The sequence below is a fragment of the Fredinandcohnia onubensis genome (assembly GCF_002734215.1).
Lineage (GTDB): Bacteria > Bacillota > Bacilli > Bacillales > Bacillaceae_L > Ferdinandcohnia > Ferdinandcohnia onubensis.
This window is the reverse complement of the sequence record NZ_NSEB01000006.1, coordinates 194129-216687: the sequence shown is the minus strand read 5'-3', so window position 1 is coordinate 216687 and position 22559 is coordinate 194129. Positions and strand designations below refer to the sequence as shown.

The following is a 22559-nucleotide window of genomic DNA, read 5'->3' as shown; positions in this document are numbered from 1 at the left end:
GGAACCCATATGATACATACGTACGAAGACGCTTTGTCATGGATTCATGGAAGATTAAGACTTGGTATGAAGCCAGGACTTGCGCGAATGCAATGGATGATGGAACGGCTCGGTCATCCAGAAGAAAAAATAAAAACGATTCATGTAGCAGGAACAAATGGGAAAGGCTCAACTGTTAGCTACCTTCGCAATATGTTACAAGAAGCTGGATATAGGGTTGGAACATTTACTTCTCCCTATATTGAGACCTTTAATGAACGAATTAGTGTAAATGGAAAACCTATCTCAAATGAAGAAATTGTCTCCCTTTTAAAGGTGATCAAACCATTAGCAGATGAATTAGAAGGAACCGAACTTGGGGGTCCAACTGAATTTGAAGTGATCACGGCAATGGCTCTCTATTATTTCGGAGAAAACACGGATATAGATTTCGTGATAATGGAGGTTGGATTAGGGGGCAAGCTAGACTCAACAAATGTGATAACACCACTTATATCTATAATCACGAGCATTGGATTTGATCATATGAACATTCTTGGGGACACTATTGAAAAAATTACAGGGGAAAAAGCGGGTATCATCAAGCAAAATGTCCCGGTCGTGTCAGCAGTTGAACAACAGGAAGCTATTGAAGTTATTAATGCTAAGGCAAAGGAAGAAAATAGCCCAATGTATCAATTGGGACAGGATTTCTTTATTTTAGATCACCAACATAATAAGGGAGAATCATTTACTCTAAAAGCAGATAATAAAACCTTTAATAATCTTAACATTTCCATGAAGGGGACTCATCAGGTAAGAAACGCTAGTCTTGCAGTAATGGCGATAAGTATTTTAAAAAATAGTGGGATAGTACAAATAGGAGATCATGAGCTTGCTACTGGACTGGAAAAAACAAAATGGATTGGTCGCTTTGAAGAGATTTCGAAAGAGCCCCTTGTTATTCTAGACGGAGCGCATAATCCAGAAGGAATTAAAAGCCTTGTTGATACAATTCAGGCTCACCTAAAAGAGAAAGAAATCCACATTATTTTTAGCGCATTACATGATAAAAAACTTGATACGATGATTGGTCAACTTGAAGCAGTCGCTCATAACCTAACATTTACAACCTTTGACTTTCCGAGAGCAGCAAGCTCCAACGAACTATATGAAAATTCTTCTAAAGGTGAAAATATTGCAACGGTTGATAACTGGAAGGATGCTGTGAATAAGGGATTAGACAAAGTATCAGCGGAAAAGAATGCAGTCCTAGTTATAACGGGTTCACTTTATTTTATATCAGAGGTTAGGGGATTTTTATTATCAAAATAACTGAATAGAGGCAAGATAGATGAAAATAGATAAGAAAAGACTTTTCTTGTCTATTTTTTTTACATGAAAATACAAATTCTGACGCTACTTTATGTTTTTTTCTTTCCAATATAATTTAATAACAATATAATGGTGCTAAAGAACTAATAGAGAAGGGGGAATGGAGGTTGAAGATAAAGAATCAAAATGGGATCACCTTAATTGAAATTCTCGCCTCCATCGTCATTCTGTCAATTATCATTATGTCAATCACACCAATGTTCATACAATCATCTAGGGCTAATCATCTGTCAAAAAATATAACAGAGTCGACTTATCTTGCAGAATCTGAGATGGAAGAAATCATAAATTTAAATACAAATTCTAATACTCCATCATTAAATGATCTATCAAATAAAATACAAAATAAAGGGTACAGAAATGATCCTTCATGCACGAATTGTTATGGGATTTCTAAAGAAGATCGCTATGTATTTGTACAAATCAACGATCTTTCAACTGACCTCGGAAAAATTGTAATGAAAATCTATAGAGATACATCTAAAAAAGAGCTTGAATCCCAAATGGAGATGATTATATCTTGGAAAAAATAGTGGGTGTTAAAAAATGATTAAGTCCGAAAGAGGTGTTACTTTAGTTGAACTATTAGCCGCCATCTCACTTCTTTCAATCGTTCTACTTCTAGCTAGTTCTGTTCATTTATTTGGACAAAAACAAATGAATTCACAATCGGATGAGGTACAAAAACAATCACAGGAAAGGCTAGCGGCAAATCTTATCACAAAAGAAATTAGAAAAGCAAAAACTGTCGAGGTGAAAAACCCTAATCAGTTAACCGTTAATGATGCAGATACTTACAAATTAGAAGGAACGACAATTCTGAAAAACAATGAAGAGTTTATGACAAAGATAAACGGTTTTTCTGTTTCGAAGAATGGAAATCAAGTTAGTTTAAAAATTGGGAACCTGCCAGAAACCACTATTTATATACGAGAATAGGCGTGATATTTTGAAAAAAAAGAATTCATTCTTAAATAATGAAAAAGGCGTTGCCCTAGTAATGGTGCTGTTAATCCTTACAGTCGTTACTATTTTGGGTCTAGCTCTAATGGGACTTACATTGAACAATATGAAAATGAGCTTCAGTGAAAGAACCTACCAATCTACTTATTATATTGCTGAATCAGGCGTTACATATACGTTGGATAAAGTGAATAAGAACATCGTACATATTTATAACAACTCAACAAATAAAACCACTTTTTTCTCGAAAATTGATAGCATGATCACGGATATGAACAATGAACTACCTTATACAAACTTTGAAGATGCTTTTGGACATCAACCAGAAGCAAAAATTTCGATCGAAAAGATTGGAAATCAAAATGCGAACGCAAGCCACCAAGATTATAAAATCATATCGATCGGAACAATCGATAATCGGTCACGAACGGTGGAGAAACAAATCCGCATCAAATGGGTTGCAAAAAATAATGTGGAGATTCCTGATACAGCTATTTTTGTTAAAGAAAATATTGTTTTAGGGGGAAATGCAGAAATAAATGGGGACATTGGAACAAACTCTTCAGCCAGTCAATCTGTAAACATTAGCGGGAGCGCAAGCATTTCTGGGATAGTATATGTTGGCCCAGGTTCTGGGGCTGATGTCATAAATGATAATAAAATTAGAGTAGAAGAATTACCTTATATTAATGTATTTGATCTACCTACATTTCCTGATTTCCCTAATAATCCATTTCCAGCAGATGAAAAGGATGTTATAACTAATGGGTCAATGCGTATAAGCAATGACTATATATTAAATTTAAATCAGGATGTGCAATTAAATGTGGTCGATGTTGATAAATATACGTTAAATATCAATGTGGGTAACAGTAACCGATATATTGTCATGAACTCCTTAAATATTAACGGTGGGAGTATAAACATTATTGGGACAGGTAAGTTAACTCTCTATATAAAAGATAATATTACAATTAAGTCAAAAGCTATGATAAATGCATCAGATAAAAATGGAAATGAAATTACAAATCAGCAAGAAATCATGGATCAAGTAAAAAAACTCGAGATTTTCTATAAGGGTCCAAGCTTAAAGTTCGAGAGTCAGCAAAAAATTTATGGTTCAGTATTTGTAGAGTATGCCGACATAGAAACAGTTGGACAATCTGGTATCCAAGGACATCTCATATCAGGTGGCAAAACAATAACCATCAATGGAGAAAATAAAGATGAATTAAATCTCTTGGTTTACGCACCAAACGCGAATGTGGAGTTGAAAATTGGTTCTATTAGAGGGTCACTCATCTCAAAGTCATTTTCATCAAACGGTGGAGATATAACATTATATAATTATAAAAAAGATGAACTTCCTCCATATTTAGGAGGGGCTGATGCCATTACATCAAAGGATATTCTCTCAACAGAACCAACTAGAGAAAAATAAGTATAGTAATTGGGGCGAACTGCCCTATTTTTTATGCTTTAGTATCCAGTTTGAAAAAGTGACAAAATGTATGAATTTATTACAAATATCGCGTAATTCTTCTTTAGTATTTTCTTATTTTCATATAAAATGATAGTTGGAGAATAGGTATTTTTTACTATAAAAACATGCGATTGAATCTGGGGACACTAAAAACTAAACATACATTTTTGTTCGAAGTAAAAAGCTACATAAACAGTTGAAGGGGGGACAACATGCAAAAATTATTTTCAGTAAAGATATTCAGCCTGCTACTTATTTGTGTTTTACTTTTATCTCTTTTTTCGACTGTTGGAGCAAGAACCTATCATGCATTCTTTGCCGAGGATGTATTCAAAGAAGGAACAATGATTGGCCCCGTGGATGTTTCAGGCTTAAGTGAGGAAGATGCAAAAGGCATCTTATTATCAGAGATTGAAAACTGGTATGAGATAGGTGAACTTTCACTTGTATCTGGTGATAAAAAAATGAAGTTGAACAAACGTGAAGTATATAGCTTTCATATTCTTGAGAGTATTGATTCAGCGGTTGATGGCATCCAAAACCCCCTTCTTACGGAACTAAAGGGTGATCATATTGAAACGGTACTTACAGAATTAACTTTGATGGAATTACAGGATTTTAAGGCTGAAGAACTTAAATCTGGGATATTATCTCCTGCCTCAAATTTACATCCTGGTGAAATAGAAATTAACCTTGATCCATTTGTAATTGTTGATGATACCAATGTAATATCACGATCGGTTATTGATAATTTTGACGATGAGAGTGAAGTAGAAAAATGGGTTAAAGAGTTTGGAAATGTGAATGTACCTGCAAACAAGTCATTTTCATTACTTACCTTATTATCTGAAAGTGGCACAACAAATCACTATTCAGACCAAGCATTAAGTGTAATCGCTACAGGAATATATTCTTCTGTACTACCGTCAAATTTCAAAATTATTGAAAGACATATTAGTGATGTGCTTCCCCCTTATGCTGATTTTGGCTATGAGGCTAAGATTGAAAACAAGAAAAAGGATTTAATTATCTACAATGAAAATCCTTACGATTATAAACTAGTTTTTTCATTAACGGACGAAGGGTTAGAAGTCCAACTCGTCGGTGCTGAGTTCCCACAAACAATCAAGGTCTCCATAGAGGATGAAGAAACCTTTAAACCAAAAATTATTAATCAATATGATAGTACCCTTCCTAAAGGGAAAATGGTTGTCAAGCAAAAAGGTAGTCCTGGTAGGGTGGCAAAAATTTATCGAATAATGAGTGAGAGTGGCCAAGTAGATCAAAGAGTGAAGATAGCTGAGGATTATTATCCACCAGTCCATACAATTGAAGCCCATAGTATTATCGTGCCGGAACCACCACCAAGCCTAAATGATACAGATCCAGAAGACAATGGATCTAATTTAGAATCAAATCCTCCTGGAACTAATAATGGAACAGAGAGAGAAGAAATTAACAATGAATCGGGAAGTGAATCTCAGGAAGAAAACGAACAAGAAAATACAGATTTATGGGAAGATCCTGACCCAATGCATTTATTAAAATCTTAGGAAGGGGAAATTCCATGCGAAAACATCGTAAGCGATTAGGTGACTTACTAGTTGAGTCAGGTCTGATAACAGAGAATCAATTAAAACAAGCGCTTGAGGACAAAACAGAGTCTCAAAAACTTGGGGATATTCTTCTTCAAAAAGGGTTCATAACCGAGCAACAATTAATTGAAGTACTAGAATTTCAATTGGGAATACCACATGTTAGTTTATTCCGATATCCAATAGATACGTCATTAACAAACTTGATTCCAAAAGAAATGGCGAGAAGGCATTATTTAATTGCTCTTCGGAAAGATGGGGACAAGCTATTTGTAGCCATGGCGGACCCAATGGACTTCTACGCAATTGATGATTTACGTCTATTGACCGGATTTCATATTGAACCCGTCATCGCTTCAAAGGATGAAATCTTACGTGCAATTAATAAGTTCTATGATCTGGATGAAGGAGTAAAGGAGCTTTTTAATGAAGCACAAACGGAAATCCAAGAAGAGAAAATTACAAATGAAGATTCTCCCGTTGTTAAATTAGTGAACCAGATCTTGCAAAATGCGGTCCAACAGCGTGCAAGTGATATCCATGTAGACCCACATGAAACGAAGGTTTTGCTTCGTTACCGAGTGGATGGAGTGCTTCGTACAGAACGAGCTTTACCTAAAAGCATGCAAGGAGTCTTAACCGCAAGAATCAAAATTATGGCAAACCTCGACATTACAGAAAGTCGAATCCCACAGGATGGTCGTATAAAAGTTAATCTTGAAGCACACCATATTGATTTACGTGTTTCTACCTTGCCAACCGTTTATGGTGAAAAAATCGTAATGAGGGTCTTAGATTTAGGAAACTCACTAAATAATCTTTCACAATTAGGATTTAATCGAGTTAACTTCAATAAATTTAAGAACTTAATTAAAAAACCTACGGGGATTGTATTGATCACAGGCCCAACGGGGTCAGGTAAGTCTTCAACCCTTTATGCTGCTTTAAACCATCTTAATTCAGAACAGGTAAATATTATTACCATTGAAGACCCTGTTGAATATCAACTCGAAGGTATTAATCAAATTCAAGTAAATTCAAATGTCGGAATGACGTTTGCAAAAGGGCTAAGAGCGATTTTAAGACAAGATCCTAATATCATCATGGTAGGGGAAATACGTGATCGAGAAACAGCAGATGTAGCAGTTAGAGCATCTTTAACGGGTCACTTAGTTTTAAGTACCCTTCATACAAACGATTCTCTAGGAACAATAACTCGTCTTATCGATATGGGGGTTGAACCATTTCTTGTTGCTTCTTCACTATCAGGTGTAGTGGCCCAGCGCTTGGTTCGTCGTGTATGCCGCGATTGTGGCCAACTGCAGGAACCTACCGTACGTGAGCTCGAAATCTTCGCAAAACGTGGCATTTCAGTTGATAAGGTGAACAGAGGAAAAGGCTGTGGGACGTGTAATATGACGGGTTACAAAGGCAGAGTTGCTATTCATGAATTATTAGTAATTAATGATGATATGAAAAGGGCGATTATGAATCGGGAATCCTACACGACACTTCGCGAATTAGCTATTAAAAATGAAACCATCTTTCTAATTGATGATGGATTATTAAAAGTTCAACAAGGACTAACAACAACTGAAGAAATATTAAGAGTGACAACTGCTGAATAGGTGGGAACTAAATGAGAGAAGAAATAAATCGAATTTTACATTCAGCAAATGAACATAAGGCTTCGGATATTCATATTACTGCTGGTGTACCTCCAATTTTTCGTATTAACGGTGAATTAAAGAGATACGGAAAAGAAATCTTAAAACAGCCTGTAATAGAGGAAATATCCAAAGCAATCGTCCCTGAGGAAATGTGGGACCAATTCAAAGCGAAAGGTGAGCTTGACTTTTCCTATGGAATAGCTGGAGTTTCACGTTTTCGCGTTAACATTTATATGCAAAGAAGCTGTCCTGCAATTGCATTTCGTGTGATTCCCACGTCGATTCCGACGATTGAAGATCTCGCATTGCCACAGGTACTTAAAAAGATTTGTCAGAAACCTCAAGGTTTGATACTAGTAACAGGTCCGACAGGGAGCGGGAAGTCAACAACACTTGCTGCAATGATTCAGTATATTAACCAAACAATGAGTAAGCATGTAGTTACGTTAGAAGATCCGATAGAATACTTGCATAAACACGGAATGAGTATTATTGAGCAACGCGAGGTTGGAAGTGACACTCATAATTTTGCAAATGGTCTTCGTGCAGCACTAAGACAAGACCCTGATGTTATTCTTGTAGGTGAAATGCGAGATTTAGAAACAACACAAACGGCTATTACAGCTGCGGAAACTGGCCACCTTGTGTTAGGAACCTTACATACTGTAAGTGCACCTTCAACAATAGACCGGATTATTGATATGTTTCCTTATTCACAGCAACCTCAAATCAAGATTCAGCTTGCAAACGTTCTAGTAAGTGTAATCTCACAAAGATTATTCCCAACCATTGATAGAAAAGGAAGGAAAGCAGCTACAGAAATCTTGCTTAATAATTCAGCAGTTGCAAATTTAATACGGAACGATAAAAATCACCAGATTAAAAATGTGATGCAAACAAGCCGTGCAGAAGGTATGCATACGTTGGAAAGCAATATTTTAGACTTAATCCGTGCCGGGGTTATTTCTAGGGAAATTGCTCAACCGTTTATACAGGAGTTAAATACAAATGCCTAGATTTAAATATGAGGGAAGAGATAAATTCGGAAAAAAGTCCGGCACAATTTCAGGAACTTCTAAGAACGATGCAGTCTCATCTCTTCGTGATAAAGGAATTAGGGTCATTAGCATTAATGAAGTACCTGAACCCTTTTTAACGAAAGATATAGCCATTGGCAATCCTGTAAAACTACGGGATTTTGTCATTTTTTTAAGACAGTTTTCAACCCTTATTAAAGCCGGGGTAACCATTGTGGATTCAATGAATATTTTGGCACACCAAACGGATAGTAAACCACTTAAGAATGCTCTCTTAGAAGTAGAGCTGGACCTTAGAGAAGGGATTTCCTTATCAACTGCTACTGCAAAGCATAAGCGAATTTTTACAAACTTATTCACAAATATGGTACGTGTCGGTGAGGTTGGCGGAAGTTTGGATGAAACGCTTGAAAACCTTGCTGTGTATTATGAGAAACAAAATAAAACGATACAAAAGGTAAAGTCAGCGATGGCTTATCCAATCGTAATTGGAATTGTTGCATTAGCAGTTGTCATCTTTTTATTAGTTTCTGTTGTACCGACCTTTGTTGACATGTTCGCTGACTTTGGAGCTGAACTGCCTGCTATTACAAAATTTGTGTTAAACGCAAGTGTGTTTATGCAAAAGTTTTGGTGGCTTGTATTACTTTTAGGAATTTTTATATATTTAATTTTTACTCTTCTTAAGCAAAGACAAGAAACAAGATATTACTTAGATTATGCCAAAATAAGAATGCCGATATTTGGGAAGCTAATTCAGAAGGCTGTTCTTGCCCGCTTAACGAGAACACTAAGTTCCATGCTGAATAGTTCAGTACCTATTTTACAGGCGTTAGTTGTTGTTGAAACGATTGTTGAGAATGAAGTAATAGCGGACGTTGTAAAGCAGTCAAGAAAAGCGTTGGAACAAGGTAAATCGATGACAGAGCCGATGAAAAAGCACTGGGCGTTCCCACCCCTTATCATCCATATGATTGCAATTGGCGAAAGTACAGGTTCGTTAGATGAGATGCTAGGGAAAGTAGCAGATTTTTATGAGGATGAAGTGGAGAATACAACAGATCAATTAAAATCATTAATTGAACCATTAATGATTGTATTTTTGAGTGGAATAGTCGGGACTATAGTCACTGCGATTTTAGTACCGATGTTCGACATATTTAATCAAATTCAATGATCTTATTGTGTGAAAAGACACGCATTTGTGAAAGAATGATTAAAACTATGTTATTTTAAACAAATTTCTAGTGTTTTCAACAGCATTTGCTATTATAATAAATAGTATAAATGGACTAGTTCGTAAAAAGGAGAGGGAATCATGTTTAAGAAACATTTAAAAAATCAAAAAGGATTAACGTTAATTGAATTACTAGCTGTAATTGTAATTTTAGGAATCATTGCTGCGATCGCGGTACCAGCGATTGGGAATGTGATCAACAACAGTAGGGATAATGCTGCCTTGGCAGATGCTCAACAAATAATAGAAGGGGCTAAATTATATGTTGCAAGTGAAGGTATTTCAAGTGGTACAGCTACTATTACTTCCGCGAACCTAACTGACTATGTTGAGAAGGCAGGAACATTCACAAGTGTAAAATTTACTAATGGGGTGTATTCGATAGTAGGACACACTGATGCAAATAAAGTATTAGGAAAAGATGCTACAACGGGTGAAATATTGGAATCTGAGTTAATAGCTGAGTTAGATTAAATAAAAGCCCTCTTTAAAGAGGGCTCAAAAATTACTTTAGTAAGGGAAAAGTTGAAAAATGAATTATTTTTATTATGTATATTTTTTTATACTTTCACTAATTCTTGGCTCCTTCTTCAACGTAGTCGGCCTGCGTATCCCGGCTGGCCAATCAATTGTTAGACCACGTTCTGCATGTCCAACTTGTAAGCACCAGCTTTCAGCGATAGAATTAATCCCGGTTTTTTCATACATAGTTCAAAGGGGCAAGTGCCGGAATTGTAAAACCCACATATCACCTATATATGCTTCAATTGAACTCGCTACAGCAATTCTTTTCACGATTTCACCATTGGTGGTGGGATGGTCAAAAGAATTGATCATTGCTTGGACTTTAATATCCTTATTAGTCATAGTTTTCGTCTCAGACATCACATACATGATCATTCCAGATAAGGTCTTACTCTTTTTTGCCCCATTATTCATCATTGAACGTATCTTTGTGCCACTTGATCCATGGTGGGATATGATCGCAGGAAGTATTGTTGGTTTTCTGTTACTCTATCTTATTGCTGTCATTAGCAAAGGTGGGATGGGTGGAGGCGATGTTAAACTTTATGCAGTCATCGGATTGGCATTAGGTTGGAAACTTGTCCTTCTTTCCTTTTTCCTCGCTACTCTTATTGGTACGATTCTCGGATTAATTGGGATTGTAGTTGGCAAAGTAAGAAAAGGAAAACCCATGCCGTTTGGTCCAGCTATTGTCATCGGTACACTTATAGCATATTTTTGGGGGCACAACCTAATAGCTAAGTATATTGACCTAATAGGATTTTGATAGTAAGGGGATACATAATGGCTTTTACACTTTTTTCACCAAGTAAAATTGCAAATATCATTATAAAAGATCATGTCATTCGTTATGTGGGTGTGAAACGCTCTAACCCTATCACAGTACAAAAATTTCGTGAAAAATATTTACCCCCTGGCTTGATTCAAGAAGGCAGAATCATTGAACGTGACACACTTCATTTAATTCTAGAAGAATGTGTGACAGATTGGGGTATTAAAAATAATCAAGTCCAATTTATTATTCCAGACTCATTTGTAGTCATTCGAAAGATTTCGATTCCAAATGAAGTGAAGGATGATGAGATTTTAGGATATATTTATCTAGAACTCGGTGCAACCATTCATTTACCTTTTGAAGACCCTGTTCTAGATTATAAAATCCTTTCTGCAGATGAAAAGAAAAAAGAGGTTTTAATTTTCGCAGCACCTGAGGATGTTGCTATCGAATACTCTTCCTTATTAGAAGATATTTCGTTAAAGCCCATTGCGGCCGATATTTCACCGCTCTGTATGTATCGACTGTTTCACCTTTGTAAGAAAACAAACGCAGAAGAACACTCATTGTTGCTGCAATTTGATCTTCAATCTGCCAATTTAAGTATTTTTCATCGCGACATTCCTTTGTTTATGAGGCATATTACTTTGGAGACATCTATTGATGATTGGGATATCCAACAAAACTCTTCCAAAACCTTAGCAGACATTAGATGGAACAGTCATCGTAGTAAGTTAGAAGTTCTTATAGATGAAATAAATAAAGAGATTGAGCATGTAATGAACTTTTATAGTTTTAACATGTCACAGGGGAAAGAAAGAATTACAAATGTTCTCGTTAGTGGGGATCATCCAAATCTTCGAGACATCACTTCAACGCTTATAGAGCGATATGAAATTCCAGTATGTACAATTGATACATTTGAGAAACTGCCTAGTCAATATTTTCTACCATTAGGATTGGCACTAAAAGAGGTGTAATTATGCTTGTGAATATTAATTTACTACCAAGAAAAGAGTTTAAAAATCGAGCGAAATTACTATTCCTTCTTATTATATTGTGTGTTGCAATCATTGGATTTTTGTTTATCTTTTTGCAATATAAAAAAGCAACTTCTCTTGAAGAAAATCTTGAGAACCAAATTGTAACACTCCAAGAAAAACGAGCAGCAGAGGAACAAAAATATGCATCCGCTGATCATTCGAATAATGTAATCAATTTAGAAAGAACTGTGGATTGGGCAGATGGCTATTTTGTAGAGACCGTACCGATTATAAATCATTTAACTAAGTTATTGCCTGAACGAGGTTTTGTTCAAAAATTTTCATATACAGAGGATGGAATTGTTTCTTTAGAAGTTCAGTTTGATACGAACACAGAAAATGCTCATTATTTGGCTTTACTTACTGAGTCTCCATTTATTGATTCAGCACGACTATTAACTGTTTCTACTACCCCAATTACAGAAGAGAATGGGGATAAGGCCAATAATAATGATCAACTGAACAATAATGGTAATGAGGCTGAGAATGCTCCATCTCATGCAGTTGAAACAGACGAAAATAGTGACATTCTGCCAAGGTATTTTGCTCAGTATGAAATTATTTTTGAGAAGAGTACCATCCGTTCATTACAGGAGGGAAATTAGGTATGACTCTCCATTTTTCGCGTAAACAAATTATCTACTTGGTTATGGCAATTGTCATTTTAGTGGGTGTTATTTACTTAACCTATTTCCTACTAGTAAAACCGGTGAAGTTGAAAATAGCTCAATTAGAGAATAGCGTAAAAACAGAAGAAAGACTATTGGAGGTAATCTCGGACAAACGTACAAATGATACGCCAATTATAAGTTCTACTGAAATTCAAAAAAGAATTCCCGTAGTTCCTTTAGTTGAGCAAATCGTCTTGGATCTAGAACGTGCAGAAACCTTATCTGAGAGTCGAGTTATTAGCATGTCCTATAGTGAAAGTGAATTTTTATTACTAGATGAAACTCAACCTGTAGAGGATCAGGTTGAAATGAATCCAGAAGAAAAGGATCAAGTTTCAGCTGATAATGGATCAGATGAAGCCGAACATACTGTCGAAGTGGAGGATGTTGACCCTCAACTAATTGATGGCCTAAACCAGATAACCGTAACCTTACAAGTCCAGTCCCCCACTTATCCTGATTTGGAGAAGTTCTTATCTGTAATCGAACACCAAACGAGAATAACAAGGGTGGAATCATTAAGCTTTTCAGGTACTCCGGAGCTGACATCTGTGGATCAAATTGCACAACCACTCGTGTATGATGTGACCATTTCAACTTTTTATATGCCTAAATATACTGAACTTGCTGAAGAGGCACCAAAACTTACGGTTCCCCCTCCTAGCAATAAGGATAATCCTTTAGCAACAGGTTTAGAAAAGAAAAGTGAAGAAAATGAGTAGCTGATAACCTAGTAAAGGACGAGGCAAAGCAAAAATGTCTCGTTTTTTATTAGCTGTTATCGCGGCATAATAAATGTTTATAAAATCAAAACATTAGTATAAAATAACAAAGTGCAAAAATTGGCTATGTAGGAAAAAATTTTTCCTAAAAAGATTTTTTGCAACTGTTATAAGGAACTTTGATGATCTTTATAGAAAGATGTGATAGCAGCTTGGAATCTCTTGTAATTGCAATTATTTCTCTTTTAATCATACTACCTATTATTTATTTTTTACCTATTGGTTTTACTAAGAAGGGAAAATTACTAATTCTTTTTTGTGCATTTATCGTATTTAGTATTGGCATCGCTTTGAAGACAGTATTGAGTGTATGGCAAACTGGCTTAGTGTTAATACTGCTAGCAATAGGAGCTTCCTATTTAATTGGAAAAAGATATGGGAATCAATTATTTATTTATGACGAAAATAGTGCAGAATTCGAAGATAAAGTAATTAAGTTCGAAATTGAAGATGATATTGAAGAAGAAATACGAAGTCAGGCAAGCCCTGAAAAAGACAAGGCGCTCCCTGGTGAGCAAAAAATAGTCTCTCCTCTAACACAAGCAGTGGATGAGGAACTTGTAGAAGAAATTGAACCAATTGACAATCAAAAAAATGATGATTTTGTAGTTGAAAATATACATGTTGAAAATGAAGCAGTTCAAGATGAGATACACAAGAACGAGATGAACGCTAATCTTGATTTTGATGAGTTACTGAAAGAAATCGAATTGGAACTAAATCATAATTATGAAGTACAAAAAACGGATGAAATGATTGAAGCATCTGAAGAAACGATAGAAATAGAACCAATCGATATAGATGAAGAGGACGATGACCTTCTAATTACTGCACCTTCAACCCTTGAAGAAATTCAAATTGATAGTTTACCAGTAAATATTGATGAACAACCGAATGAAGAAAGTAGTATAGAGGAAATCCCACTTATTGAACCAGCCGAAAATAAGCTTGAAGAAATTGAGGTAGATTCAATCGAAGAAGATGTCATTCTGACAATTCCCGTTAAAAACGAGAATTCCATACAGGAAGAACAAGTGGAAGCATCACAGAATCAGATTGATGAAGCCCAAGAACTAGAAGAAAACGAAATAATAACAGTAGAAAATGAGCAAGACGATGAAGTAAAGGAAGATGATCCTAGTACTGAAATTGTGGAAGCTGCAGAAGTAGAGGACGATACCCAAGAAAATCAAGACAATAATCAAGCTCTAAGACAGCAGCTCTTTGCTACCATGATCTCTCAAATTAAACTTTCGCGTAATAAAATCTCAAATTCTCATTATGAAAAGATTATTCTGGACCATCTCCATCCTCAACTTTCTGATCATGATTATTATACTTTTGTTAGCTTATTAATAGAACATTATATACATACAGGACAAATTGAAGAACTATCATCTTTACTATCACAAAATAGAGTCAGATTTGAGAAATATCCTGTGATTTTACAAGAAATTAACTTTATTGTAGATGAATATTGCAAAATATGACGAAAAATAGCGAAGAACATGGTAAAATGAATGAAAAAAGACGCATGAAAAAATAACTAGGTGTGGTGAATAGTATGAAGAAGAGTGTTGAAATTGTTGGGCTACCAATTATTAGTATTATAGATGGAATCGAAATAGGAAAAGTAAAATCCTTAGTGATAAACCCTGAAAAAGGTTCAGTGGACTTTCTTACTATCGAACATGAAGATTGGCAAGTAAGTGTGAAAGCTATTCCATTTAAAAGGGTAGTCGGAATTGGTGAGTACGCCGTTACTATTGAAAGTGAAGGATCTGTTATCGATTTGAATGAGATACCAATCGCGAATTCACTTGTAAATAAGAAAATTAAAATTACGAATACAAAAGTCATGACAAGAAAAGGACAGTTATTAGGGGAAGTCCTTGAATATTATGTTGATGATGAGACAGGAAATCTATTAGGTACATTATTAAATGTTTCTGGAAGTGAAGTGGCCCTCGCATCAGATTCTGTTCTTACATATGGAAAAGACATTATCATTGTAGAGGAAGACGCGTCTTCCAAGTTCCTTGATTCAGTAGAGTATTTAGAAAACCCAATACAGGAATCGACACAAGATGAATCAACTGAAGAATTAATTGAAAAGATTTTACCAGCATCATCAACAGAAGAACAAAGTCCATTTGATGAAATTAATGCATCAATTGACCAGCATGAAGAAGCTGAAGCAAAAGCACTGCGCCTAAAACAGGTTGATCTTCTATATGGTAAAGTAGTCAAAAAAGACATTTTGGACAATGAAGGAAATGTCTTAATACCAGCTGGAACTCATTTATCAGTAGATGATATTATAAAGGCTCAAGACCTAGGTCCTAGTGTTTTTGTAGAATTATCAATGAACGTTGAACAATAAACCCACGATTTAGTGGGTTTTTTACTTTATAAGGACTTATTAAACCCACCAATTGTTATCAATTGTAACAATTTGACGAAAACCTCTAGTAACAAGACGACAAATGTCTTGTTCTTTTTTTTTATAGGTATGGTAGCATTGAAAAAAAAGTAGGCGTTTCCTTAAATGGGTGGTGAAAAAATGGACAAGCAGAATCGGATTTCGATTAAAATTAATGGCAAGGAGCCAAAGGTTCAGAAGGAAAAGAAAGAGAAAACAGAATTTGTCGAAAAGGAAAAACCTCTTATTATTGTTGAAAATGAGGAGGTTGCAGCTGCACAAGAGGAAGAAGAGGATAATTTTAGCTGGGTTCTACCAGATGAAAACTTGAGAAATCAAAAGACAAAAGAAAAAGAGATTCCTGTGATTCCGATTGAAGATTTACGTCAAAACAATGGTCCTAGTAAAATTCGTTATTTACCGAAAAAGAGTAAAGGAATACAAGTATTTTCCTTAAAACAATTTGTTATTTCAATTGCTTTAGCCATTGTTCTTGGCACAGGATTTGGATTTATGATTTTAAAAGTCGTAGAAGATGTGAATGCTGGGCCAGCAGAAAATGACAATCCAACACAAGTTACTAACGGCAATCCTGCTCCAACTGGGAAACAAGAAGACCCTCCTGCAAGTAGTCAGGTTGCAATTGATTTAGAGACTCTATCAACTGGGATCGTTCAAGGTGGTAAGTTTTCAACGGCTGAATCTGCAAATACAACAGTGAGTGATATTAAAGGTAAAGGTTTTGCTGCAACTACTGTTGAAATGGATGGTGCTTTTTACGTTATAGCGGGTATCGGCTCTGAACAGGGCTCAGTTGGGGGTATTAAGGCCAAATACGAAGAAGCATTCCCAGAGTTTTTTACGAAAACATTTGAGGTGCCGGGTGGGTCTTATTCAAATGCAGGAAAAATGGACTCAGAGGCAATCAAGGTAAGTCTACCAGTATATAAGGAATTATTAACTCTATCTTCTCAAGCCTTCGGTACAGGTGCGATTGATAACGGACAATTAGAGAATCTATCAAAACAAATAACGGCAGTAAAGGAAATCAAAAAAGACAACTTACATGCACAGCTTAAAGAATTTAATGCGTTTATCGAGTCTTCCTTTACTCAGCTACAATCCTTTAAAAATGATGGCGATGAGAAATCATTATGGCAATCTCAGCAATCATTATTAAATGCATACCAAGCCTACACCGTTTGGATTTCTGAGCTAAGTTAGTCAAAATTAAATTTTACAATGGACTGGGAAAGGAGAATGAACTCCTTTCCTTCTTTATGGATTGAATTTCTATGGGTTTACATAAATAGATAATTTTTTACAAACGATAAAATATCGACAAAATTCAATTTTTCATAATTGTAGAGTCAGGGATTGTTTGTTACGATAAACAGGTATCTTCCATTCTGAAATATAAAGATAAAGGGTGAATAAATCATGCAACACCTCGTTTTAGCCTCTGGTTCTCCACGACGAAAAGAACTTCTTAGAAATGTGAAACTTTCCTTCGATGTTTCCGTCAGTAATATTGATGAATCCATTGACGAAACACTCACTCCTGAAGAAAAAGCAATGACTATTGCCTTAAAAAAAGCAAAGGCGGTCCTAGAGCAATTTCCTGATTCCTATATACTTGCAGCAGATACAGCTGTTGTGTTTCAAAACCAATTTTTAGGTAAACCTAAAAACGAACAGGAATCAATTAATGTTTTAAAAACACTTTCAAATCAAACTCATGAAGTAGTAACAGGAGTTGCGATCCTTTTTAAGGACACACAAAAAACGTTCTTCGAAAGAACAGAAGTAACGTTTTGGGACCTAACGGATGAGGAAATACAAACATATGTTGCTTCAGGCGAACCAAAGGATAAAGCAGGTTCATATGGAATTCAAGGACTTGGATCTGCACTCGTAAAACATATTAAAGGGGACTATTTTACTGTAGTAGGATTGCCTGTATCAAGAACCCTTCGTGAATTAAGAGATCTAGGATTTCGCTGCTAAAATTTGTAAAGTTTGCGTAAAGAAAACTCTTATTCGTTGCTTTTCATGGTACGTTAATTACACATGTAGTCTGCAGTTTAATAAAGAGGGTGGGGTCCGAGTATCTATTTGTAAAGGTAGGAGGAACCTATTTGAAAACATCTGCACTTATGATTCGGGATTACCCTCAAGCGGAAAGGCCTCGAGAACGTTTGGTTTCTGATGGACCCGACAGTCTTTCAAACCATGAGCTTTTAGCCATTCTATTACGTACAGGTTCGAAGGAAGAATCCGTTATCCAACTTTCAAACCGCTTATTACATCATTTCGAAGGACTACGGTTATTACAGGACGCATCTGTTGAAGAAATCACCTCAATTAAAGGGATCGGGCAAGCAAAAGCCGTACAAATTATGGCGGCAATTGAACTAGGTCGAAGAATTGGCAAATTACAATATGAAGATCGCTATGTCATTAGGTCTCCAGAAGATGGCGCAAAATATGTGATGGAGGACATGCGCTTTTTAACGCAGGAACATTTTGTTTGTCTGTACTTAAATACGAAAAATCAGGTGATACATCGCCAAACGATTTTTATCGGAAGTTTAAATGCCTCGATTGTTCATCCTCGTGAGGTGTATAAGGAGGCCTTTCGCAGGTCAGCGGCTTCGATTATTTGCATTCATAATCATCCGTCTGGTGACCCTGCTCCAAGCCGAGAGGATATTGAGGTAACGAAGCGGCTTGTTGAATGTGGTAGGATAATTGGCATAGAGCTATTGGACCATTTAATCATCGGTGAACATAAATATGTCAGTCTGAAAGAAAAAGGTTATGTGTGACTATTAATTTTTAATTTTGTACGATATAATATTGGTTATGAGTTTTTCGCATGATTAACAATAAATTACTACTCTTTATTCGCGTATCAGAAAGGAAGATACATATATGTTTGGAATAGGTACAAGAGACCTTGGTATAGATTTAGGGACGGCTAATACACTTGTTTTCATTAAAGGTAAAGGAATCGCAGTGAGAGAGCCATCGGTCGTTGCCATGCAAACAGATACAAAGCAGATTGTGGCAGTCGGAAATGATGCTAAAAACATGATTGGGCGTACACCTGGGAATGTTGTTGCGCTTCGTCCGATGAAGGACGGTGTCATCGCTGACTACGAAACAACCGCGACAATGATGAAGTATTACATAAACCAAGCGGTTAAAACAAAGAACTTTTTTTCTAGAAAGCCATATATTATGGTTTGTGTGCCATCCGGAATTACAGCAGTTGAACAACGCGCGGTAATCGACGCAACTCGTCAGGCTGGTGCAAGAGATGCTTATCCAATCGAGGAGCCATTCGCAGCGGCAATTGGCGCTAACCTTCCTGTATGGGAGCCAACTGGTAGTATGATCGTTGATATTGGTGGCGGTACAACAGAAGTAGCGATTATTTCTTTAGGTGGTATCGTTACAAGTCAGTCCATCCGTATTGCAGGTGATGAAATGGATGATGCCATTATTCAATATATCCGAAAGACCTACAACCTTATGATTGGAGATCGGACGGCGGAAGCAATCAAGGTTGAGATTGGATCAGCGGGTGCTCCAGAAGGTGTAGAAAACATGGAAATCCGCGGAAGAGACTTATTAACTGGTTTACCAAAAACAATTGAAATTACAGCAGAAGAAATTTCGGGTGCACTTCATGATACAGTGTATGCGATAGTCGATGCTGTGAAAAATACGCTTGAAAAGACGCCACCTGAATTAGCAGCAGATATTATGGACCGTGGAATTGTGCTAGCTGGTGGGGGAGCTCTTTTACGCAATTTGGATAAGGTTATTAGTGAAGAGACAAGTATGCCTGTTCTAATCGCCGAAAACCCATTAGATTGTGTCGCAATCGGAACAGGGAAAGCGCTCGACCATATCCATTTATTTAAAGGGAAATCAAAGGATTTACGATAGGGGACACATATAGTGGGGAATTTAACTTCCCCACTATATGTGTTGAAATCAAGTTAAAGTTAGAGGGTGTAACACATGCCACAATTTTTTCTCAATAAGCGACTAATCATCTTACTTGTTTGTATCATCGTTCTAGTGGCATTGATTGGATTTTCCTTACAAGAGCGTAACAAATTATCATGGCCGGAGCAATTTATAAAAGACTCAGTTGGTTGGGTTCAAAGTGTTTTTCATCAGCCCTCACAAGCGATTGCGGGATTTTTTGATAATATAAATCATATAGAAAATACATATGAAGAGAATAAACTCTTAAAGGAAAAGCTTGATTCCTATGGTCAATTAGAAGCAAAAGTACAGGAGTTAGAAAAAGAAAATGGAAAATTACGCGACGTCCTGGAAAAAACGGAATCTCTTGATCATTTTAATAAAATACAGGCCACTGTTATAGGACGTAACCCTGACCAATGGCATGAAATCATTACAGTTAATCGTGGGACTCGGCATGGCGTGGAAGTTGACATGGCGGTGATTACCTCAAAAGGATTAATTGGAAAGGTAAAGCATGCTAACACATTTACTTCTACCATCCAGCTTTTGAGTTCTCCTAATCGAATTAATCGAATCTCTGCTTACATTCAAGGGGAATCAAAGATTATGGGGTTAATTGAGGGGTATGACGAAGAAAAAGAAGCTCTACTATTTAAAATCAATACGCCAGATTCTAAGATTGAAAAAGATCAAAAAGTACTTACTTCCGGGCTAGGTGGAATTTTCCCAAGTGAACTGTATATTGGTGAGGTTATGGATATTGTACCTGACGATTATGGATTAACAAAAACAGCTTATATCAGACCAGCTGCTGATTTTTATGAAATCGATCATGTAATCATTGTCGAGAGAACGATGATTGTACCGGAAGAAGAGGAGGAAGAATCGTGAAGCGTTTCGTTCTTCCCCTTATTTTGTTCTTTGTTTTTCTACTGGAAAGCAGCTTTGTTGATTTAGTGCCAGCAGATATTTTTCACAAAGAGAATGTCTTTGTACCTCGTTTTTTATTTTTATTGATTGCTTTTATTACAGTTTATTTTAATAAACCAATTGGGCTTTTATATGGGGCTATCTTTGGTTTACTTTATGATATTGTTTACACGGAAGTTTTAGGAGTTTATTTGTTTTTATTCACACTTGTGGTCTATCTTATTTCCTGGGCAAGTCGAATTTTACAAACAAATATCTTTGTCATCTCTTTTCTAAGTCTCATTGGAATCTTTGTTTTGGAATTTTGTGTGTATGGTGTAAATTTGGTAATCGGTTCTACTACTATTTCAATAGAACGATTCCTTCAAATCCGAATTTTACCGACGTTACTACTAAATAGTATATTTATACTAGTGTTTGCATTTCCCTTTAAGAAATTACTAGGAAAGCTGCATATTGAAGAATAAGTAGAATTTGATAGAATCTCTTAAAAAAATTTGATAATTAACAGGAAAAATGGAGTCTCTTGTTGAAGTATATTATCGTTGAGGTGAACGTCGTGAAAGGACAAAAACAACAGTATGTTACAATAAAAGGGACAAAAGACGGACTAACGTTGCATCTCGATGATTCTTGTTCATTTAAAGAGCTAATCGAAGACTTAGAGATTAAGCTTTCCTTGAATCAGAAGCGGAATGATGATGTTCCGTTTGTTCCTGTTAAAGTAAAGATTGGTAATCGTTTTTTATCACAAGATCAAGAAGAAGAAATCAGGTCGATTATTCGAAATAAAAAACATTTGGTCGTAGATTTAATTGATAGTAACGTTGTTACAAAACAAGAAGCAGAAGAGATGAGAAAGAAACATGAAATCGTTTCAGTCGCTAAGGTGATTCGTTCTGGACAAGTTCTAAAGGTCGAAGGAGATCTTATGCTAGTTGGTGACGTGAACCCTGGAGCTACTGTGATCGCTGGAGGAAATATTTTTATTTTAGGCACTTTACGTGGAATTGCACATGCCGGTTTCAATGGGAGACGAGATGCGATCATCACTGCAGCAGTTATGAAACCTACGCAGCTTCGGATTGGTGACATCATGAATAGAGCACCAGACGCTGTTCAAACAGAAAACAATCTAATGGAATGTGCCTATGTGGACGATAATGAGACAATTGTAGTAGATAGATTGCAACAGTTAACTCATTTAAGACCTAATTTAACAAGGTTAGAAGGGGGAATCTAGCTGTGGGAGAGGCTATAGTTATAACATCAGGAAAAGGTGGAGTCGGAAAGACGACCACGTCTGCTAACGTAGGCACTTCCTTGGCTGTGCTGGGGAAACGAGTATGTTTAATAGATACAGATATTGGCCTGCGTAATCTAGATGTTGTTATGGGTCTTGAAAATCGCATCATTTATGATTTAGTTGACGTTATTCAGGGCCGTTGTAAGCTTAAACAAGCCTTAGTTAAGGATAAAAGATTCGAAGACCATCTATATTTACTGCCAGCTGCCCAAACAAGTGATAAAACTGCAGTAGAACCTAGCCAAATGAAAAATTTGGTAGAGGAGTTAAAACAGGATTTTGATTATATAATCATCGACTGTCCTGCCGGAATTGAACAAGGCTTTCAAAATGCAATTGCTGGGGCGGACAAAGCGATTGTTGTAACAACACCAGAAACTTCTGCCGTTCGAGACGCCGACCGCATAATTGGATTACTTGAAAAAGAGGATGTCGAGCCGCCACGTCTCATCGTAAACCGGATACGGAATCATATGATGAAATCAGGTGAGATGCTTGATATTGATGAAATTGTGACACATCTCTCAATCGACTTAATCGGAATTGTCTCAGATGATGATGAAGTCATTAAAGCGTCAAACAGTGGTGAGCCAATTGCCTTAAATTCAAGCAGTAAAACAGGAATTGCTTATCGAAATATAGCGCGAAGAATTTTAGGGGAGTCGATTCCACTTCAATCACTTGAAAACGACCCTAAAGGGATGTTCTCAAAGATTAAGAAATTCTTTGGAGTACGTTAAA

Annotated in this window: 23 protein-coding genes; all 23 read left to right on the top strand. The window is 36.3% G+C overall.

Annotated elements, in window-relative coordinates:
* Positions 1-9 precede the first annotated feature (9 nt).
* Positions 10-1314, top strand: a complete 1305-nt coding sequence (locus tag CKK03_RS07955; protein ID WP_099362075.1) for a bifunctional folylpolyglutamate synthase/dihydrofolate synthase — start codon at positions 10-12, stop codon at positions 1312-1314.
* A gap of 167 nt (positions 1315-1481) precedes the next feature.
* The gene (locus tag CKK03_RS07950; RefSeq protein WP_180271197.1) at positions 1482-1907 is read left to right on the top strand and encodes a type IV pilus modification PilV family protein; all 426 of its coding nucleotides are present in this window, start codon (positions 1482-1484) and stop codon (positions 1905-1907) included.
* Between the two features lie 13 nt (positions 1908-1920).
* Complete coding sequence (locus tag CKK03_RS07945; RefSeq protein WP_099362073.1) at positions 1921-2313, top strand: prepilin-type N-terminal cleavage/methylation domain-containing protein; 393 nt, start codon at positions 1921-1923, stop codon at positions 2311-2313.
* Between the two features lie 10 nt (positions 2314-2323).
* The gene (locus CKK03_RS07940; RefSeq protein WP_099362072.1) at positions 2324-3778 is read left to right on the top strand and encodes a pilus assembly PilX N-terminal domain-containing protein; all 1455 of its coding nucleotides are present in this window, start codon (positions 2324-2326) and stop codon (positions 3776-3778) included.
* A 254-nt stretch (positions 3779-4032) separates the two neighbouring features.
* Positions 4033-5373, top strand: a complete 1341-nt coding sequence (locus tag CKK03_RS07935) for a G5 domain-containing protein (RefSeq protein ID WP_099362071.1) — start codon at positions 4033-4035, stop codon at positions 5371-5373.
* Positions 5374-5387: 14 nt separating this feature from the next.
* Positions 5388-7043, top strand: a complete 1656-nt coding sequence (locus CKK03_RS07930; protein WP_099362070.1) for a GspE/PulE family protein — start codon at positions 5388-5390, stop codon at positions 7041-7043.
* A gap of 11 nt (positions 7044-7054) precedes the next feature.
* Entirely contained in the window at positions 7055-8101 is a 1047-nt protein-coding gene (locus tag CKK03_RS07925; protein ID WP_099362069.1) for a type IV pilus twitching motility protein PilT, read from the top strand.
* Positions 8094-9299, top strand: a complete 1206-nt coding sequence (locus CKK03_RS07920; protein WP_099362068.1) for a type II secretion system F family protein — start codon at positions 8094-8096, stop codon at positions 9297-9299. Before CKK03_RS07925 ends, CKK03_RS07920 begins: the two co-directional genes overlap by 8 nt.
* 141 nt (positions 9300-9440) lie before the next feature.
* On the top strand, positions 9441-9833 hold the full coding sequence (locus CKK03_RS07915) for a type II secretion system protein (protein ID WP_099362067.1): 393 nt from the start codon (positions 9441-9443) through the stop codon (positions 9831-9833).
* A gap of 58 nt (positions 9834-9891) precedes the next feature.
* On the top strand, positions 9892-10650 hold the full coding sequence (locus CKK03_RS07910; protein ID WP_099362066.1) for a prepilin peptidase: 759 nt from the start codon (positions 9892-9894) through the stop codon (positions 10648-10650).
* Positions 10651-10667: 17 nt separating this feature from the next.
* Complete coding sequence (gene pilM / locus CKK03_RS07905) at positions 10668-11639, top strand: type IV pilus biogenesis protein PilM (RefSeq protein WP_099362065.1); 972 nt, start codon at positions 10668-10670, stop codon at positions 11637-11639.
* A 2-nt stretch (positions 11640-11641) separates the two neighbouring features.
* Positions 11642-12307, top strand: a complete 666-nt coding sequence (locus CKK03_RS07900) for a PilN domain-containing protein (protein WP_099362064.1) — start codon at positions 11642-11644, stop codon at positions 12305-12307.
* A 2-nt stretch (positions 12308-12309) separates the two neighbouring features.
* Entirely contained in the window at positions 12310-13095 is a 786-nt protein-coding gene (locus tag CKK03_RS07895) for a hypothetical protein (protein WP_099362063.1), read from the top strand.
* A gap of 182 nt (positions 13096-13277) precedes the next feature.
* Positions 13278-14645 carry a hypothetical protein gene (locus CKK03_RS07890; protein ID WP_142354009.1) on the top strand — a complete coding sequence of 456 codons (1368 nt, stop codon included), beginning with the start codon at positions 13278-13280 and terminating at the stop codon, positions 14643-14645.
* 74 nt (positions 14646-14719) lie between these two features.
* Entirely contained in the window at positions 14720-15538 is an 819-nt protein-coding gene (locus CKK03_RS07885) for a PRC-barrel domain-containing protein (protein WP_099362061.1), read from the top strand.
* A 180-nt stretch (positions 15539-15718) separates the two neighbouring features.
* Complete coding sequence (locus tag CKK03_RS07880; RefSeq protein WP_142354008.1) at positions 15719-16801, top strand: hypothetical protein; 1083 nt, start codon at positions 15719-15721, stop codon at positions 16799-16801.
* A 216-nt stretch (positions 16802-17017) separates the two neighbouring features.
* A complete protein-coding gene (locus CKK03_RS07875; RefSeq protein WP_099362059.1) occupies positions 17018-17584 on the top strand; it encodes a Maf family protein in 567 nt (188 codons plus the stop codon).
* Positions 17585-17733: 149 nt separating this feature from the next.
* Positions 17734-18405: a RadC family protein gene (gene radC / locus CKK03_RS07870; protein ID WP_180271204.1), complete on the top strand. Its 672-nt coding sequence runs from the start codon at positions 17734-17736 to the stop codon at positions 18403-18405.
* A 106-nt stretch (positions 18406-18511) separates the two neighbouring features.
* Positions 18512-19534, top strand: a complete 1023-nt coding sequence (locus tag CKK03_RS07865) for a rod shape-determining protein (RefSeq protein ID WP_099352118.1) — start codon at positions 18512-18514, stop codon at positions 19532-19534.
* 75 nt (positions 19535-19609) lie between these two features.
* A complete protein-coding gene (gene mreC, locus CKK03_RS07860; RefSeq protein ID WP_099362057.1) occupies positions 19610-20473 on the top strand; it encodes a rod shape-determining protein MreC in 864 nt (287 codons plus the stop codon).
* Positions 20470-20979: a rod shape-determining protein MreD gene (gene mreD / locus CKK03_RS07855; RefSeq protein ID WP_180271196.1), complete on the top strand. Its 510-nt coding sequence runs from the start codon at positions 20470-20472 to the stop codon at positions 20977-20979. The genes mreC and mreD overlap by 4 nt, the downstream gene beginning before the upstream one ends.
* A gap of 83 nt (positions 20980-21062) precedes the next feature.
* Positions 21063-21755 (top strand): septum site-determining protein MinC, encoded by a 693-nt coding sequence (minC, locus tag CKK03_RS07850; RefSeq protein WP_099362278.1) that lies wholly within the window; start codon positions 21063-21065, stop codon positions 21753-21755.
* 2 nt (positions 21756-21757) lie between these two features.
* A complete protein-coding gene (minD, locus tag CKK03_RS07845) occupies positions 21758-22558 on the top strand; it encodes a septum site-determining protein MinD (protein ID WP_099362055.1) in 801 nt (266 codons plus the stop codon).
* Position 22559: the final 1 nt, after the last annotated feature.